Source organism: Bacteroides sp. 3_1_23, from assembly GCF_000162555.1.
Taxonomy (GTDB): domain Bacteria; phylum Bacteroidota; class Bacteroidia; order Bacteroidales; family Bacteroidaceae; genus Bacteroides; species Bacteroides ovatus.
The window spans coordinates 23,342-38,898 of record NZ_GG774955.1 but is presented as its reverse complement, the minus strand read 5'-3'; the positions used below and the strand labels follow the sequence as shown (position 1 = coordinate 38,898).

Below are 15,557 nucleotides of genomic sequence, written 5' to 3'. Positions count from 1 at the left end.
CATAAGAACCACCTTCACGGTTGTAGGAAGGACGTTGAGGACGATCATAAGAACCACCTTCGCGGTTGTAAGGACGTTGAGGACGGTCGCCTCCTTCATTATTGTTATTGAAGCGAGGACGATACGGACGATCGCCACCTTCACGATTGTAAGAAGGACGTTGAGGACGATCGCCATAAGAGCGGTCACCATACGAACGCTGCGGGCGTTCGCCTCCTTCATTGTTGGCATTAAATCGCGGGCGATACGGGCGATCCCCGCCTTCACGGTTGTAAGAAGGGCGATACGGACGTTCTCCACCTTCTCTGTTGTAAGACCTGTTACCATCACGGCCGGCACCTGTATTCTCTTCATTGAAAGAATTTTCGCGCCATTCTTCGTTTTCTGTGCTCATTTTTTTATTCGAATAAAATTAGACTTTGGCCTCACGGCCTATTTAAAAACACGTTTATTATATAAGTAAACAATTAAAGCCCCGTATATGTATGGGGAGTGATTGCTCTTAACTCTTTTTTAATATCTTCGCTTACATTCAATTCTTCGATAAACTCTTTAATAGAACTTTCTGTAATAGCCTGATTGGTCCGGGTTAAAGCTTTCAAAGCTTCATACGGATGCGGATAAGCCTCACGGCGCAGAATGGTTTGAATAGCTTCTGCCACTACGCTCCAACAGTTATCCAAGTCACGATAGATAGCTGGTTCGTTCAGCAACAGTTTACGCAATCCCTTCAAAGAACTCTGAATAGCAATCACGATATGACCGAAAGGCACACCTACATTACGCAGCACTGTCGAGTCTGTCAAGTCGCGCTGCAAACGGGAAACAGGAAGTTTCACAGCCAAATGTTCCAGGATAGACGTTGCTATACCCAGGTTACCTTCCGCATTTTCAAAGTCAATCGGATTCACTTTATGCGGCATGGCACTCGAACCCACTTCTCCGGCTTTGATCTTCTGCTTGAAGTACTCCATAGAGATGTACTGCCAGAAGTCACGATTCATATCGACCATAATCGTATTGATACGCTTCATACTATCAAAAACAGCAGAAAGGTTATCATAGTTCGAAATCTGTGTAGTATATTCTTCACGCTCCAATCCCAGTTTCTCTGCAACAAACCGATTACCGAATTGTTTCCAGTCATATTGAGGATAAGCTACATGATGCGCATTATAATTTCCGGTAGCACCACCAAACTTAGCGGTAATCGGACATGCCTTCAGCATAGCCAGCTGACGTTCGAGACGGTAAACGAATACCATCACTTCCTTGCCTAAACGAGTAGGAGAAGCCGGTTGACCGTGAGTTTTGGCAAGCATTGGAATGTTAGCCCATTCTGTTGCATAAGTCTTCAACTGTGCAATCAGTTCTTCAATCAACGGATAGTAAACCTGTTCCAATGCTTCTTTGATAGAAAGAGGAACAGACGTATTGTTAATATCCTGAGAAGTCAATCCGAAGTGGATAAACTCTTTGTAGTCATCCATTCCGCCCATCTTGTCAAATTCTTCTTTCAGGAAGTATTCTACAGCTTTCACGTCGTGGTTAGTTACACTCTCGATATCTTTAATGCGCTGTGCGTCTGCTTCAGAGAAGTTACGGTAGATATTCCGTAAAGTTTCGTACACATTGCTATCGATTCCTTTTAATTGCGGCAAAGGGAGTTCGCACAAGGTGATAAAGTATTCCACCTCTACCTGTACACGGTATTTAATCAGTGCAAATTCAGAGAAATAAGCTGCCAAAGCTTTAGTTTTGCCTCTATATCGACCATCAATCGGAGATATGGCCGTTAATACATCAAGTTCCATACGTTTTCTTAGATAATTATCAGATTGCAAAATTAACTCTTTTTCCTGAGTTATAGAGCAAAAGGATAGAGAAAGTTTGTATAAAAGCGGTAAGAAATAAAAAAAGCCTCACGAATTTCTTCGTAAGACTCTGTTTTATAGTGGGCGTTGACGGATTCGAACCGCCGACCCTCTGCTTGTAAGGCAGATGCTCTGAACCAGCTGAGCTAAACGCCCGTACACTTCCGTTTCAAAAGCGATGCAAAGGTACGGCATTTTTTGAATTCTGCAAACATTTCATGTATTATTTTTCAAGAAAGTTTTTGCACAATAAAGAAAAGCTCTGATTATCAACAAATAATACAAAAAAGTTTTTTTCTCACAACTTTCACTTCGTCCAGTCTGTCTACCAGATAAAGCAACTTATTTACGAATCACCCGTGCCGGATTCCCGACTGCAACACTGTCGTCGGGAATATCTTTCGTCACAACACTCCCCGCTCCTATCACACAACGATTACCAATCGTCACACCGGGACAGATAATAGCTCCGCCACCAATCCAGCAGTCTTCGCCAATCGTCACCGGATAAGCATATTCCTTAGAGCCTCTTCTTTCCTGATAATCCATCGGATGATGAGGCGTATAAATCTGCACACAAGGACCGACCAGTGTATGAGCACCAATTGTGATATATCCTCCATCCAGGAAAGTGCAATTGGCATTAACAAACACATGTTCACCCAACTTGATTCCGTCCCCGTGATCGCAATGGAAAGGCGGGCATATAATGGAAGTTTCAGGAATCCCCGGTACCAACTTATCCAATAATTCTCTATAACCCTCATCGTACGTACTCATTCCCCGCATACGTGCCAATAGTTTTTTGGCATGTTCAAAACGTACCTGCAACTCCGGTGCAGACATATCAGCCAACTGGCTACTACGCATCTTCTCAACTTCCGTCATACCTTATATTTCTTTGCCGTTAGTAAATACAAACTTCTTTTCGTTCGAAAGAGATTCGTTAAATTCAAACCCTTCCCAAGAGAAGCTTTTCAGATCCTCCGGATTTTCAATTCGATTCTTCAGAATGAACCGTGTCATTTCACCACGGGACATTTTGATATATATCACTATCGAAGCCAATTTTCCATTCTTCCATACTTGAAATTCGGGAGTGATGACATGCACCTCTTTTTCCACCCGCTTCCAATCAAACAAGCTTTTCATCTCGTCACTGGCCAAATTGCAAAGTATGCCGCCGGCTTTCTTGATGTCTTCAATGAACACATCCGTCAAACGGGACTGCCAATAAGAAAACATCGTCTGATTACCCAGTTCAGGCAGCACTACATCTCCTTCCAACCGATAGGAACGAATAACGTCCAAAGGCCTCAACAGTCCATAACAAAAAGAAGTCAGCCGCAAGTGTTCCTGCGCATATTCAAATTCTACTTTCGAGAAATCTTTTGCATTCAACCGTTTGAACACAATTCCGGTATAAGCCAATAAAGCAGGCAGTTCCGGTGTACCCTCCGCATGAAAAGCCTGATAACGCTTGTAATTTTCCACAGCTATTTTAGCATTCACACGCAACAGGCGTTCCAGTTCGTCCACCGAAAACTGTGACATCTGCAAAGCAATCCCGGAAGCTTCTTTTTGAAATCGTGGAACCGTTTTCAAAGGAACTTTCACCTTTGAAGTTTCACTCATAGTCTTGGCACAAGATAGAAGTACTAACATTGTTAAATCTGATTTTATCTTTTCGAAAAACAAAAATAAAAAATAAATCGCTTCTCTTGCTGGCTAATAGACAGATTATCCCTAAATTCAGCCAATAATTAACTTTAATCATTTATTAATAACAAAAACACCCCCATTATGACATACACACTAATCCCCCTGAAAGTGTTATGCTTATTGACAATCTTCTGTTTGTATGGCAGTTTATCCTATGCCAGCGTAAACTCTAAACCTTTTGTTGTCCCCGAACTCAAACAATGGACAGGAAAAGATGGTAATTTCACTCCGGGAACAAATGCGAAGATAGTATGCACCTCTGCAAATCCAGAATTGCTGAGAATAGCCCAAATGTTTGCCGACGATTATCAGCAAATGTTCGGAAAAACATTAAGCGTAACTCAAGGCAAAGCCACACCCGGAGACTTCATCCTATCACTGTCAGCTGACAAAAAGCTGGGAGAAGAGGGTTATGAAATCAAGATTACCGATCGGATCACGACTTCTGCTCCCACCCCGACAGGGCTTTACTGGAGCACACGTACCCTCTTGCAAATAGCAGAACAAAGCCAGGAGCACTCATTTCCCAAAGGAATAATCCGCGACTACCCCGACTACTCCATCCGGGGATTCATGATAGACTGCGGTCGTAAATTCATTCCGATGAGCTATCTTCAGGATCTGGTAAAAATAATGGCTTATTACAAGATGAATACCCTGCAAGTCCATCTGAATGATAATGGATTCAAGCAATATTTTGATAACAACTGGGACAAGACTTATGCTGCTTTCCGTCTGGAGTCCGAAACTTATCCGGGACTCACAGCCCGCGACGGTTCTTATTCTAAAAAAGAATTTATTGATTTTCAAAAACAAGCTGCAACCAACTTTGTAGAGATTATACCGGAAATTGATATTCCGGCACATTCATTAGCATTCACTCATTACAAACCGGAAATTGGGAGCAAGGAGTACGGAATGGATCATCTTGACTTATTCAAACCGGAAACCTATCAATTTGCAGACGATCTGTTCAAAGAATACCTGAAAGGTGACGACCCTGTATTCGTAGGCAAGCGTGTGCATATCGGTACCGACGAATACTCGAATGCCAAGAAAGAGGTAGTAGAAAAATTCCGGGCTTTCACCGACCATTATATCCGGCTGATAGAAGGCTTTGGCAAACAAGCCGTGATATGGGGCGCTCTCACTCATGCTAAAGGAGACACCCCTGTCAAATCAGAAAATATCATTATGAATGCCTGGTATAACGGATATGCCGACCCAGCAACCATGATAAAAGACGGCTACCAGCTAATCAGCATTCCGGATGCAATGGTTTACATTGTTCCATTAGCTGGTTACTATCAGGATTATCTTAACGAGGTATTTTTATATAAAGAATGGACACCGGCACATATCGGGAAAGCCGTATTCGAAGAAAAGCACCCTGCTATTCTCGGTGGCATGTTTGCCATCTGGAACGACCATGCAGGTAATGGAATTTCCGTGAAAGACATTCATCACCGTGTATTCCCTGCGTTACAAACTCTAGCAGTAAAGACATGGACAGGGAAAGAAACCAGTCTGCCATTCGAAGTGTATAATGAAAAGCGTAGTGCTATCAGTGAAGCCCCCGGAGTCAATCAATTGGGAAGAATCGGCAAGAGTCCGGCATTGGTATATGAGCGTTCTACCGTTGCTCCCGGCAGCACTTCCACTTACCCGGAAATCGGCTATAATTATACAGTCAGCTTCGACATTACCGGAGCACCAGAGAAAAGCGGAACAGAATTGTTCCGTTCACCCAATGCCGTATTCTATCTAGCAGATCCAATTCGAGGGATGATGGGTTTTGCACGCGATGGTTATTTGAATACGTTCCCATATAAAGTGAATCCGGGAGAGAAAGCGACCATTCAGATTGAAGGCGATCATCGTAGTACCACACTCAGAGTAAACGGAAAGGTTGTTGAAGAAATGAACATACAGAAATGTTATTTCAATGCAGGAAAAGATTCTATGAGTTATATACGCACATTGGTTTTCCCGCTCGAGAAAGCCGGAAACTTCAATAGCCGGATAGAGAATCTGAAAGTACACAATTATCGTGTAAGCAAATAACAGAAAACATCTATTCGCAACAAGACAACTTAAACAAAAAACTCCCCCTTTGGCATTCCAAAGAGGGAGTTCTTTTTATTTTGATAAACAGCTAAAGCAGTTTATTTATATTCCTGCCAGCTCTTGATCTGAATATCACCCAATTTCAATTCACAGAATGCTTCGATAAAGGCACTTGCCAGACGAGCATTTGTAATCAATGGAATGTTGTGATCGATTGCACCACGACGGATACGATAGCCATTCGTTAATTCACGTTTGCTATGATTCTTCGGAATGTTTACGATCAGGTCAAACTTATGGTCAGCGATCATCTTCATTACATTATTCTCTGCACCTGGTTTCTCATCCGGCCAGTAAACCGGAGTCGCGTCTACTCCATGAGCATTCAGGAATGCAGCAGTTCCGGCAGTAGCATAAATCTGATATCCCTTAGCAAACAGCATACGGCTGGCATCCAGCAAATCCACTTTCGACTTCATAGCACCGGAAGAGAACATTACTGCTCTTTCAGGAATCTTGAATCCGGTAGCGATCATTGCATTCAGCAATGCTTCAGAGAAATCATCACCGATACATCCAACTTCACCTGTAGAAGACATATCCACACCCAATACCGGGTCAGCCTTGTGCAGACGAGAGAAAGAGAACTGAGATGCTTTTACACCAATCCAGTCGATATCAAATGCAGATTTATCCGGACGTGAGTACGGAGCATCCAACATGATGCGGGTAGCTGTTTCGATGAAGTTACGTTTCAGTACTTTAGAAACAAACGGGAAACTACGAGAAGCACGCAAGTTACATTCGATTACTTTCACTTCGTTGTTACGAGCCAGGAACTGGATATTGAACGGACCGGAGATATTAAGTTCTTTAGCAATCTGACGGCTGATTTTCTTGATACGGCGTGCCGTTGCAAAATAAATCTTCTGTGCCGGGAATACCAGTGTAGCGTCACCGGAGTGAACACCGGCAAATTCCACATGTTCAGAAATTGCGTATTCCACCACTTCACCATTCTGGGCAACAGCATCAAATTCAATTTCTTTTGTATTTTCAAGGAATTGAGAAACAACTACCGGGTATTCTTTAGAAACTTCGGCAGCCATCTTCAGGAAGTTTTCCAATTCTTCGTCATCGTAGCAAACATTCATAGCAGCTCCCGAAAGAACGTAAGAAGGACGAACCAATACCGGATAGCCTACTTTTTCTACGAATCCTTTCACCTCTTCGAGACTGGTAAGTTCCATCCATGCCGGCTGGTCGATACCCAGTTGGTCAAGCATAGCAGAGAACTTGTTACGGTTTTCAGCACGGTCGATAGAGATCGGAGAAGTACCCAATACAGGAACCGACTGGCGGTAAAGTTTCATAGCCAGGTTGTTCGGAATCTGTCCACCTACAGAGACAATCACACCGCGAGGTTGTTCCAGATCGATTACGTCGAGTACACGTTCGAACGAAAGCTCGTCGAAGTACAGACGGTCGCACATATCATAGTCAGTAGAAACCGTTTCAGGGTTGTAGTTAATCATGATAGATTTGTAACCCAATTTGCGGGCTGTCTGAACGGCATTTACCGAACACCAGTCAAATTCTACAGAGCTACCGATACGGTAAGCACCCGAACCCAGTACGACTACTGATTTTTCATTCTTATAATAGTTTACATCATAACCTTCCACTGCATAAGTCATATACAGATAGTTAGTCAGTTCCGGATGTTCGGAAGCAACTGTATTAATACGTTTTACAGCCGGGAGGATACCCATAGATTTACGATGAGCACGCACTGCCAGGTTTTCTTTCTCCATGTTTCCGGTTGGATTCAGTACGAAACGGGCGATCTGGAAGTCGGAGAAACCTAACACTTTAGCTTCACGCATTACATCGGCAGGTATATCTTCTACCTTATTATAAGCAGACAATTTAGCTTTGTAGTCTACGATATTTTTCAGTTTGCCAAGGAACCAGGGATCGATCTTAGTCAGGTCGTGGATACGTTCGATAGTATAACCTTCTTCCATGGCCTGTGCGATAGAGAAGATACGCAAGTCAGTCGGACGGGAAAGTTCTTTATCCAAATCGTCAAAGTGCAGTTCGTCGTTACCTACGAAACCGTGCATACCCTGACCAATCATACGAAGACCTTTCTGGATGATTTCTTCGAAAGAACGGCCGATAGACATGATTTCACCTACCGACTTCATGCTTGAACCGATTTCACGAGATACACCGGCAAACTTAGTCAAGTCCCAACGAGGGATTTTACAGATATAGTAGTCAAGTTGCGGAGCTACGTATGCAGAATTCGGAGTCCCCATCTCACCAATCTGGTCGAGTGTATAGCCAAGCGCTACTTTAGCAGCAACGAATGCCAACGGATAACCGGTAGCTTTAGACGCCAATGCAGAAGAACGGCTCAAACGGGCATTTACTTCAATCACACGGTAGTCGTCCGTATCAGAGTTGAAAGCATACTGAATGTTACACTCACCCACGATACCGAGGTGACGGATACATTTAGTAGAAAGTTCTTTCAACAGAGTCAATTCTTTATCATCCAGTGAACAGGTAGGAGCCACTACGATGGATTCACCGGTATGGATACCCAGCGGGTCAAAGTTTTCCATGCTGGCTACTGTGAAGCAATGGTCGTTAGCGTCACGGATCACTTCAAATTCGATTTCTTTCCAGCCTTTCAACGATTCTTCTACCAGAATCTGTTTAGAGAAAGCAAAGGAGCTTTCAGCCAATTTCAGGAATTCTTCTTCGTCGGCACAGATACCGCTACCAAGACCACCCAATGCATAAGCAGAACGTACCATGACAGGATAACCGATTCTGCGTGCAGCAGCAATGGCATCTTCCATGTTTTCTACTGCCTGGCTAACCGGAGTCTTCATCTCGATTTCGTTCAGTTTCTTCACGAACAAATCACGGTCTTCTGTATACATGATAGCTTCTACCGATGTACCAAGCACCTTTACTCCGTATTTATCAAGAATACCCTGTGTGTAGAGTTCCGCACCGCAGTTCAACGCAGTCTGTCCGCCGAATGCCAGCAAGATACCATCAGGACGTTCTTTCTTGATAATTTCTTCTACAAAATAAGTATTTACGGGAAGGAAATACACTTTATCGGCAATACCTTCAGAAGTCTGAATGGTTGCGATGTTCGGGTTTACCAATACTGAGCTGATACCTTCTTCTTTCAAAGCTTTCAGTGCTTGTGAACCAGAGTAGTCGAACTCTCCGGCTTGTCCGATTTTGAGTGCTCCAGAACCCAAAACGAGAACTTTCTTGATTTCCTTTTCCATTTCTTTTGTTGTTATAATAAGTTGTTATTTCTAAGTTCGTCCATAAAAAAAATGCGTTACCCTCAAAAAAGGATTAACGCATTACCAAAGAACTAAAATATCGTTTTTGGAGAAAAGAGAAGAAGTCTGCCGTTTCCGGGTGCAAAACATCCGAATGTAGATAATACTTACTTCTGATTTCCTGTTGATTCATTGTTAATATCAAAATTTGTGCAAAGTAACGACATATTTTGCAAATGACAAAAAGAAACGTTCATTTTTTACTGAAATAGTTTACCGCGTCAATGAAACGGTTGTTTTTCCATTGGCTTTTTTAATGAATACTTTCTTGTATGGTTCGTCGTCGTCCGAGTAAACATGCACGCCATTATATTTCCAGGATATCATTTTCGCCCAATATTTACCGCCGATAACGTCTCTATCCGTATATTTATAGGTGATTTGCATTGCATCCTTTTCGCCATTTACATAAATTGGAAAAGAATAAGTGCTCTGTCTTTCATCTCCATAAGCGCTCACTGTGCAATAATACACCCCCTCTTCCTCATCATAAACAACCCAGTTATGATTACCATTATAGTTACCATGCTCCGCATTATAGTCTTCTGTACGTTCTATCGGATTAACTAATTCTTCACGCCATGACACAGGGAGTGTATTTTTATCCTCCGGATTTATCAGACTGTTTCCATTCCCATCTATATAGTAGAATCGTACCGTATTTCCTCTCGAAAAGAAATTTCCATCCGGGATGCTATCATACCAGCCTTCTTCCTCATCAGTCATTTCATCATTACAACCCATCAGGCTGAATATACCTAAAACGAATAGCAACATTCCTAGTAGTTTTCCTGTTTTCATAATATAAAAGTTTTTAGATACCGACAAAGATATTGAATTAATCCGGTAAACAGAATATTTTCTTTAATAATTGTTTTTTCTAATAGAAAGCTCATTTTCAAGACTAACAGTAGTAAGCATTAATCATGAAGTAACTGCATTTTGATGTATCTTTCAGTTTTTATCCTTATCTTTGTCGCCATTATATAATAAGGTAATAAAATATGGGAAAAGAAAAAATCATATTGACGGGCGACCGTCCTACCGGAAGACTTCATATCGGTCACTATGTAGGCTCGTTGAAACGCAGAGTTGACCTGCAAAATGCAGGTGATTATAGCAAGATGTTTATCTTCATTGCCGATTCGCAGGCATTGACAGACAATATAGACAATCCGGAAAAGGTGCGTCAGAATGTAATTGAAGTAGCCCTTGACTATCTGGCTTGTGGCATAGACCCGTCTAAAGCTACCATCTTCATACAGTCGCAAATTCCGGAATTATGCGAGCTTAGTTTCTATTATATGGACCTTGTAAGCGTATCTCGCCTGCAACGTAACCCGACTGTGAAATCGGAAATCCAGATGCGCAACTTTGAAGCAAGTATTCCTGTAGGTTTCTTCACTTATCCTATCAGCCAGGCAGCGGACATCACAGCATTCCGTGCAACAACTGTCCCTGTGGGTGAAGACCAGGAACCAATGCTTGAACAGGCTCGTGAAATCGTTCGCCGTTTCAACTATATATATGGTGAGACATTGGTAGAACCGGAAATCCTGTTGCCGGACAATGCAGCCTGCCTGCGTCTTCCGGGAACTGACGGTAAAGCTAAAATGAGTAAATCACTCGGAAACTGTATCTACCTTTCGGAAGAACCGGAAGAAATCCAGAAGAAGATCATGAGTATGTATACCGATCCGGGACATCTCCGTGTACAAGACCCGGGAAAGATTGAAGGTAACACCGTATTCACTTACCTTGACGCCTTCTGCCTCCCCGAACATTTCGAACGCTACTTACCGGATTATCCGAATCTGGCAGAATTGAAAGCACATTATCAACGCGGCGGACTGGGCGACGTAAAAGTAAAACGTTTCCTGAACTCTATTATGCAAGAAATACTCGAACCGATTCGTAACCGTCGTAAAGAGTTCAGCAAAGATATTCCGGCTATCTATGACATGCTTCAGCAAGGATGCGAAGTAGCCAGAGCTGCTGCTGCCGAGACTTTGGCAGATGTGAAAAAAGCAATGAAGATTAATTATTTCGATGACAAGGAGTTAATCGAGGAACAAGTAAAACGTTTCTCACAGGAATAAGGAAGTTTGCATAAAAACGTATCATATAAAGTAAAGGCTGCCTACTCTAAGAAAGAATGGCAGCCTTTATTATAATATATAATTTAAGATTTAGCTAACTTCATCTTCATCATTCTTGAATAATACATCCTTTAATTTCTGATAAAGGAATGAAAGTATCAGTAATATCAGTCCGAGAATGATGAATACAATGATCTTACCGATAGTAGGCATTGCCCACAAATCATCAAATACAAGTTTAAGCAGAACGATTCCAAAAGTCGAAAGGCTTATCATGCGCATGACTTTCTGATGCAAACGCATCCCTAGTCCCATCTGAACAAATCCGGCAATACTTAATGAAAGCGAAAGTCCGGCACTGAAATCATCCACTCCTACCTGCCAGAGGAAAGAGCGTACCATTGTCACCCAAAGAAGAGTGACCAGAATATTGAGATAAATAGTGAAACGACTCTTGATGCCGATTAATAGATAGTATTGGCGTGCCACATAGCATATATTCGCTATTACAAATGCTGCCGTGAACCATCGTAGTACAACAGGCACAAAAGCCATGTTCTCCCATTGATCTCCCCATATATTTATGATATATACAAGCGTATTTATCCCAATAGCTAACATATAGAAAGTCAGACATTGGGTGATCGGGAATCGTTTTCTAAAAGCATAACAAACACTCGAAATGGCAATGGCAGTAAACAAAAACATTGCTCCGCTCCTCGTAGCTCCCTCAAAATGCAGGTGAAACTCCATCATAAATGTATAATAAAGTATGGCTACAGAGACAAAAAGCATGAAAGGATTCCAGAAACCATATTTCAGTTGACGGGCTGTAGAGAAGAATGGTCTATAATACCCCATCAACAGAGCAAATGCTCCCATAGCCAGCCCTACAAACAAAGAGGTGGCAAATGAACTGTTCAGGAAAATAGTGCTGACAGCATGATGCTCATGCATTACTACACTATATATATCCATCAGGTAAGAAATAAAGGTGAGTCCCACCAGTATCTTTGCCGCATATTCATATACCCGGATTCTCGACTTGATATAAAGCCATAATAATAACACCATTTCTGACGCCCAAACTAATGTTATATAGTTTCCATCCAACTGAATCGGAACGGTAATAGAGACAAATGTCAACACAAGCCCCAGAGTGGTATACACCAGGAATTTATAGTCTTTCCGGCTCTTCCATAACCAAAGCACCAGTCCTAAATTAACAAGAGCAATGAACAGGCTCAACAAACCGCTTGCTTTGAAAGACCATCCCATATTCCGCAAGAACAAAGCTCCCGAAAGCAGATAAATAAAGTTATTCGTTATAATGACGAATACCAGCCCCCGACTCATTGTTCGCATATCTTCCCCACGAAGAATAGAGAACACCGGAAGTAGAAAGATAAAATAAAACAGAGTGGTAAACAAAAACAAGTGCCCCGAAATAACTGTAGAACTGGAGGTATAGCTAAATAAAAGAAAGATTCCCATTATCAGCCAGGTAAAGACAAATGAGATCATCGGAAGCTCACCCCACTTCTTATAAATGGAAAGTCCGAACATACCGAGATTCAGGATACTTACATAAGTGAACAGTACCAGATAACTTCCCTCTCCACTGCTTACGATGAAAGGTGCAAGAAATCCTCCGACAAGTGAAATGATAGCCAGTTCACGCCGATTGTACACCACAGACAGAACAGACATAAATACAGTGACGCCTATCAGAATGATAAACGCCATAGTCTGCGAGAAGATATGATAATAATGGAATGCAATGGCAACCGTAAGATAGAATACAGCAAAAGCGCCACCCGCAAGTAACGAGCTAAATGTACGATATTTCTTTTGCAACCGTTCGGCAACGGCCAGCAATACAGCTCCCGTCAGGAAACCAAGTACGGTACGGAAAGTCTCATTGATCCAATTCTTATCAATAGCATACTTCACAAAGAAACCTACACCGATGACGAATATAAGGATACCGATCTTTCCGAAGAGATTCTCACCGATGAACTTCTCATAGTTCACTTGTTTCTTTTGTCTTGGAACAACATCTTCCAATTCTGTTTCAACCGTCTTTTCAGGTGTTTCTTCCAGTGTCTCACGGATAACTGTTTCAACAACCGGCTTCTGTTTTTCCGGTACAGTTTCTTTTTGCTGTTTAGTCTCTAGTGTCGAAGTTTTTTCTATTATTTGAGGTGATGCAGAGATATCTTCGTTTTCCTTTTTCAATGCTTCTCCTTCAGGCTTTACCTTTTCAGTAACCCCTCTTTGCTGAACTTTGAGATAATCATCCATCCGTTTTTTTATCTCGTTCAGTTCTCTTTCTATCTTCCCAAAACGATTATCCAGCCTACTCAATAAAACAAAAAACATAATTAAAACGAGTAGTGCGTATACGGTATTTATATCGTCCATAATATTTTAGATTTGAGTTCCATATCACAAATATATAAAATATTGCTACACAGAGCGATTATTCCAGTAAGAATGATTCAAATCAAGAGTGAATTAACAGAGATTCAAGCCCTTTCACTTTGCTTTGTATGTAATTTCATTATAGCTAATCAGAATATCATTATAGCTAAAAGGAAGATGCTAATAGCAAAAACAAATATGCTAATAGATTATTTTTTTCATTGGGATGATTAAAAAAACATTGCAGTGTTTGCCACAATTAATGCAATGATTTTAGAAAGCACTGTAATGACATTTTTTCGATATGTAATGTGATGAATACGGTAATGAGAAGCCCTCCCTTCACCCGCAAACAGTTTATTCATCGAGAGTTCAGAAGAAAGGTGAAGAGGATTGAAAAAATAGCTATTTGCAGGGGAAGTGTGGAGTACCTCTTATTCCCCCTCTAAAGCGTAGCTTTAGGTAGGCAAAAGCTATGCTTTACGTTCCCTAAAGCTATGCTTCTTCAAGGTAAAACAACCTACATTTATAATCAGTGTAAGCGCTTCCATATACCTCAAACTCATAATCAAAAGCCCAGGCAAGTATTAATGGTCCTAAAATAAGAAAAGAAAAGGCAGCTGAAAGCGAAAATACCTTATTTCAGGATTCGCTTTCAGCCGCCTTCTCTCTTTCAGCAGGCGATCACAAAGAATCGCCGAATACTGAAATTATATGATTACTGTGCTGATTCGACCAATACTACACGGTTCAGAATCGGTTGACCGAATTTGTCAACACCACCACCGGCTGCAACTTTCAATCTATCGGCAGAGATGCCATACTTCTTAACGAGCAGGTCTTTAACAACTTGTGCACGTTCCAAACTCAACTTCTGGTTGAAAGCCGGAGTACCTGTTGCAGAGTCTGCATATCCGTTGATTGTGTATGTAGCGTTCGGAGATTCTTTTATCTTGCTGGCAAGATATGACAAGTTCATTTCTTCCTGCGGAGACAATTTATCAGAACCGATCTTGAAGAATACAGTACGTGGAGCAATATTAGTATCTGTTATAACAACTTCTTCAGTATCTTCTACTTCAACCGGTTGTTGTGCATTTGCCAACTGCTGTTGTAATTGCATATTAGCTGCTGCCATTGCATTCATCTGGTTACGCATCTGGTTTAATTCAAGTTCAGAGATAATCTGTGGAACCGGACGTTGGAATCCGCGAGTCGGGAAATAATAAGTCACCCCGATGGTAGCACCTAAAATACCATCATAATCGGGTTTACCTCCATGTTCTCCGTCAAACTTGCCTTCCAGACCTGTTGCACTCAACTCCAGATTTAAGTCAACAGCATTCGACAAACGGAAACGGTTGATAATACCTGCATTGAAAGTAGCGGAGTTAGTGTGAGGACGAGAATAAGCATGAGCCCAACCGGCACCAATATAAGGGATAATTTCATATATACGGTTCGGATTGTATCCACCGAAAAGTGCATTCAGGTTAATCATCAAATCACCATGCAAGTTCATGTAGTCCCATCTTTGTTTGTAAGAACCATCTTCTCTCGGACCGCCAACCACATAATTAGCATTTTCGCTGGTGGTAAATCCTTTGGCTTGTAATCCGCTGTACTGCAAACGCAATCCGAATCCCGGAGTTACCCATTTACCAACAGACACGTTAAATGTGGGAGCAACACGATCTCTGAACTTACCGATATGGTCATTGTTTCCATACAATACCTGAGCACCTCCTCCTACAGAGAAGAACCAGTTACTCCAGAAAGGATTAGTTATTACTTGATATTTATCTTGCACCTGAATCACTTCGTATTCAGTTACAGTCATTGTCTGCTGCGCAGAAGCGACAGACGCAACGCCGGCAAATGCCAGCAACATCAGAATCTTTTTCATATACCTAATAGTTAAGTGGTTATTTAAATCTTTTTCTTTGTTGAACTATTTAAATAACACGAACTGAACTAAAAGGTTTTAGGAA

At 41.7% G+C, this 15,557-nt stretch carries 9 protein-coding genes, 1 tRNA gene and 1 pseudogene; 2 read left to right on the top strand and 9 right to left on the bottom strand.

Features of this window, described 5'->3' with window-relative positions; translation table 11 throughout:
- From HMPREF9010_RS06440 to yaaA, 5 genes and pseudogenes are all read right to left on the bottom strand, one after another.
- Positions 1–394, bottom strand: a pseudogene (locus HMPREF9010_RS06440) (pseudouridine synthase); the annotation flags it as partial.
- 73 nt (positions 395–467) lie between these two features.
- Positions 468–1,814, bottom strand: a complete 1,347-nt coding sequence (gene purB / locus HMPREF9010_RS06445) for an adenylosuccinate lyase (RefSeq protein WP_008650420.1) — start codon at positions 1,812–1,814, stop codon at positions 468–470.
- Between the two features lie 141 nt (positions 1,815–1,955).
- Positions 1,956–2,030: transfer RNA gene (locus tag HMPREF9010_RS06450), tRNA-Val, on the bottom strand.
- 186 nt (positions 2,031–2,216) lie between these two features.
- Positions 2,217–2,762 carry a sugar O-acetyltransferase gene (locus HMPREF9010_RS06455; protein ID WP_004305590.1) on the bottom strand — a complete coding sequence of 182 codons (546 nt, stop codon included), beginning with the start codon at positions 2,760–2,762 and terminating at the stop codon, positions 2,217–2,219.
- A gap of 3 nt (positions 2,763–2,765) precedes the next feature.
- Entirely contained in the window at positions 2,766–3,539 is a 774-nt protein-coding gene (gene yaaA, locus HMPREF9010_RS06460) for a peroxide stress protein YaaA (RefSeq protein WP_004297186.1), read from the bottom strand.
- A gap of 138 nt (positions 3,540–3,677) precedes the next feature.
- Here yaaA and HMPREF9010_RS06465 point away from each other — a divergent pair, with 138 nt between their 5' ends.
- The gene (locus HMPREF9010_RS06465) at positions 3,678–5,660 is read left to right on the top strand and encodes a family 20 glycosylhydrolase (RefSeq protein ID WP_008650419.1); all 1,983 of its coding nucleotides are present in this window, start codon (positions 3,678–3,680) and stop codon (positions 5,658–5,660) included.
- 101 nt (positions 5,661–5,761) lie between these two features.
- Here HMPREF9010_RS06465 and carB read toward each other — a convergent pair whose 3' ends face one another.
- Both carB and HMPREF9010_RS06475 read right to left on the bottom strand, forming a co-directional pair.
- On the bottom strand, positions 5,762–8,983 hold the full coding sequence (gene carB / locus HMPREF9010_RS06470; RefSeq protein ID WP_008650418.1) for a carbamoyl-phosphate synthase (glutamine-hydrolyzing) large subunit: 3,222 nt from the start codon (positions 8,981–8,983) through the stop codon (positions 5,762–5,764).
- A 273-nt stretch (positions 8,984–9,256) separates the two neighbouring features.
- A complete protein-coding gene (locus HMPREF9010_RS06475) occupies positions 9,257–9,844 on the bottom strand; it encodes a hypothetical protein (RefSeq protein ID WP_008650417.1) in 588 nt (195 codons plus the stop codon).
- A gap of 203 nt (positions 9,845–10,047) precedes the next feature.
- Between HMPREF9010_RS06475 and trpS the strand changes: the two genes are divergently transcribed.
- Positions 10,048–11,142, top strand: coding sequence for a tryptophan--tRNA ligase (gene trpS, locus HMPREF9010_RS06480; RefSeq protein WP_004297181.1), 1,095 nt, complete (start codon positions 10,048–10,050; stop codon positions 11,140–11,142).
- Between the two features lie 90 nt (positions 11,143–11,232).
- On the opposite strand, the gene HMPREF9010_RS06485 is transcribed toward trpS, so the two are convergent.
- Together HMPREF9010_RS06485 and HMPREF9010_RS06490 are read right to left on the bottom strand one after the other, a co-directional pair.
- Positions 11,233–13,566 carry a DUF2339 domain-containing protein gene (locus HMPREF9010_RS06485; protein WP_008650416.1) on the bottom strand — a complete coding sequence of 778 codons (2,334 nt, stop codon included), beginning with the start codon at positions 13,564–13,566 and terminating at the stop codon, positions 11,233–11,235.
- 718 nt (positions 13,567–14,284) lie between these two features.
- Positions 14,285–15,472 carry an OmpA family protein gene (locus HMPREF9010_RS06490; protein ID WP_008650415.1) on the bottom strand — a complete coding sequence of 396 codons (1,188 nt, stop codon included), beginning with the start codon at positions 15,470–15,472 and terminating at the stop codon, positions 14,285–14,287.
- Positions 15,473–15,557 lie beyond the last annotated feature (85 nt).

What these genes read in the sequence shown, in the direction of transcription:
- HMPREF9010_RS06490 (WP_008650415.1), bottom strand. Translation starts at nt 15,472, where the DNA reads ATGAAAAAGATTCTGATGTTGCTGGCATTTGCCGGCGTTGCGTCTGTC.
- HMPREF9010_RS06485 (WP_008650416.1), bottom strand. Translation starts at nt 13,566, where the DNA reads ATGGACGATATAAATACCGTATACGCACTACTCGTTTTAATTATGTTT.
- HMPREF9010_RS06475 (WP_008650417.1), bottom strand. Translation starts at nt 9,844, where the DNA reads ATGAAAACAGGAAAACTACTAGGAATGTTGCTATTCGTTTTAGGTATA.
- HMPREF9010_RS06465 (WP_008650419.1), top strand. Translation starts at nt 3,678, where the DNA reads ATGACATACACACTAATCCCCCTGAAAGTGTTATGCTTATTGACAATC.
- trpS (WP_004297181.1), top strand. Translation starts at nt 10,048, where the DNA reads ATGGGAAAAGAAAAAATCATATTGACGGGCGACCGTCCTACCGGAAGA.
- yaaA (WP_004297186.1), bottom strand. Translation starts at nt 3,539, where the DNA reads ATGTTAGTACTTCTATCTTGTGCCAAGACTATGAGTGAAACTTCAAAG.
- purB (WP_008650420.1), bottom strand. Translation starts at nt 1,814, where the DNA reads ATGGAACTTGATGTATTAACGGCCATATCTCCGATTGATGGTCGATAT.
- carB (WP_008650418.1), bottom strand. Translation starts at nt 8,983, where the DNA reads ATGGAAAAGGAAATCAAGAAAGTTCTCGTTTTGGGTTCTGGAGCACTC.
- HMPREF9010_RS06455 (WP_004305590.1), bottom strand. Translation starts at nt 2,762, where the DNA reads ATGACGGAAGTTGAGAAGATGCGTAGTAGCCAGTTGGCTGATATGTCT.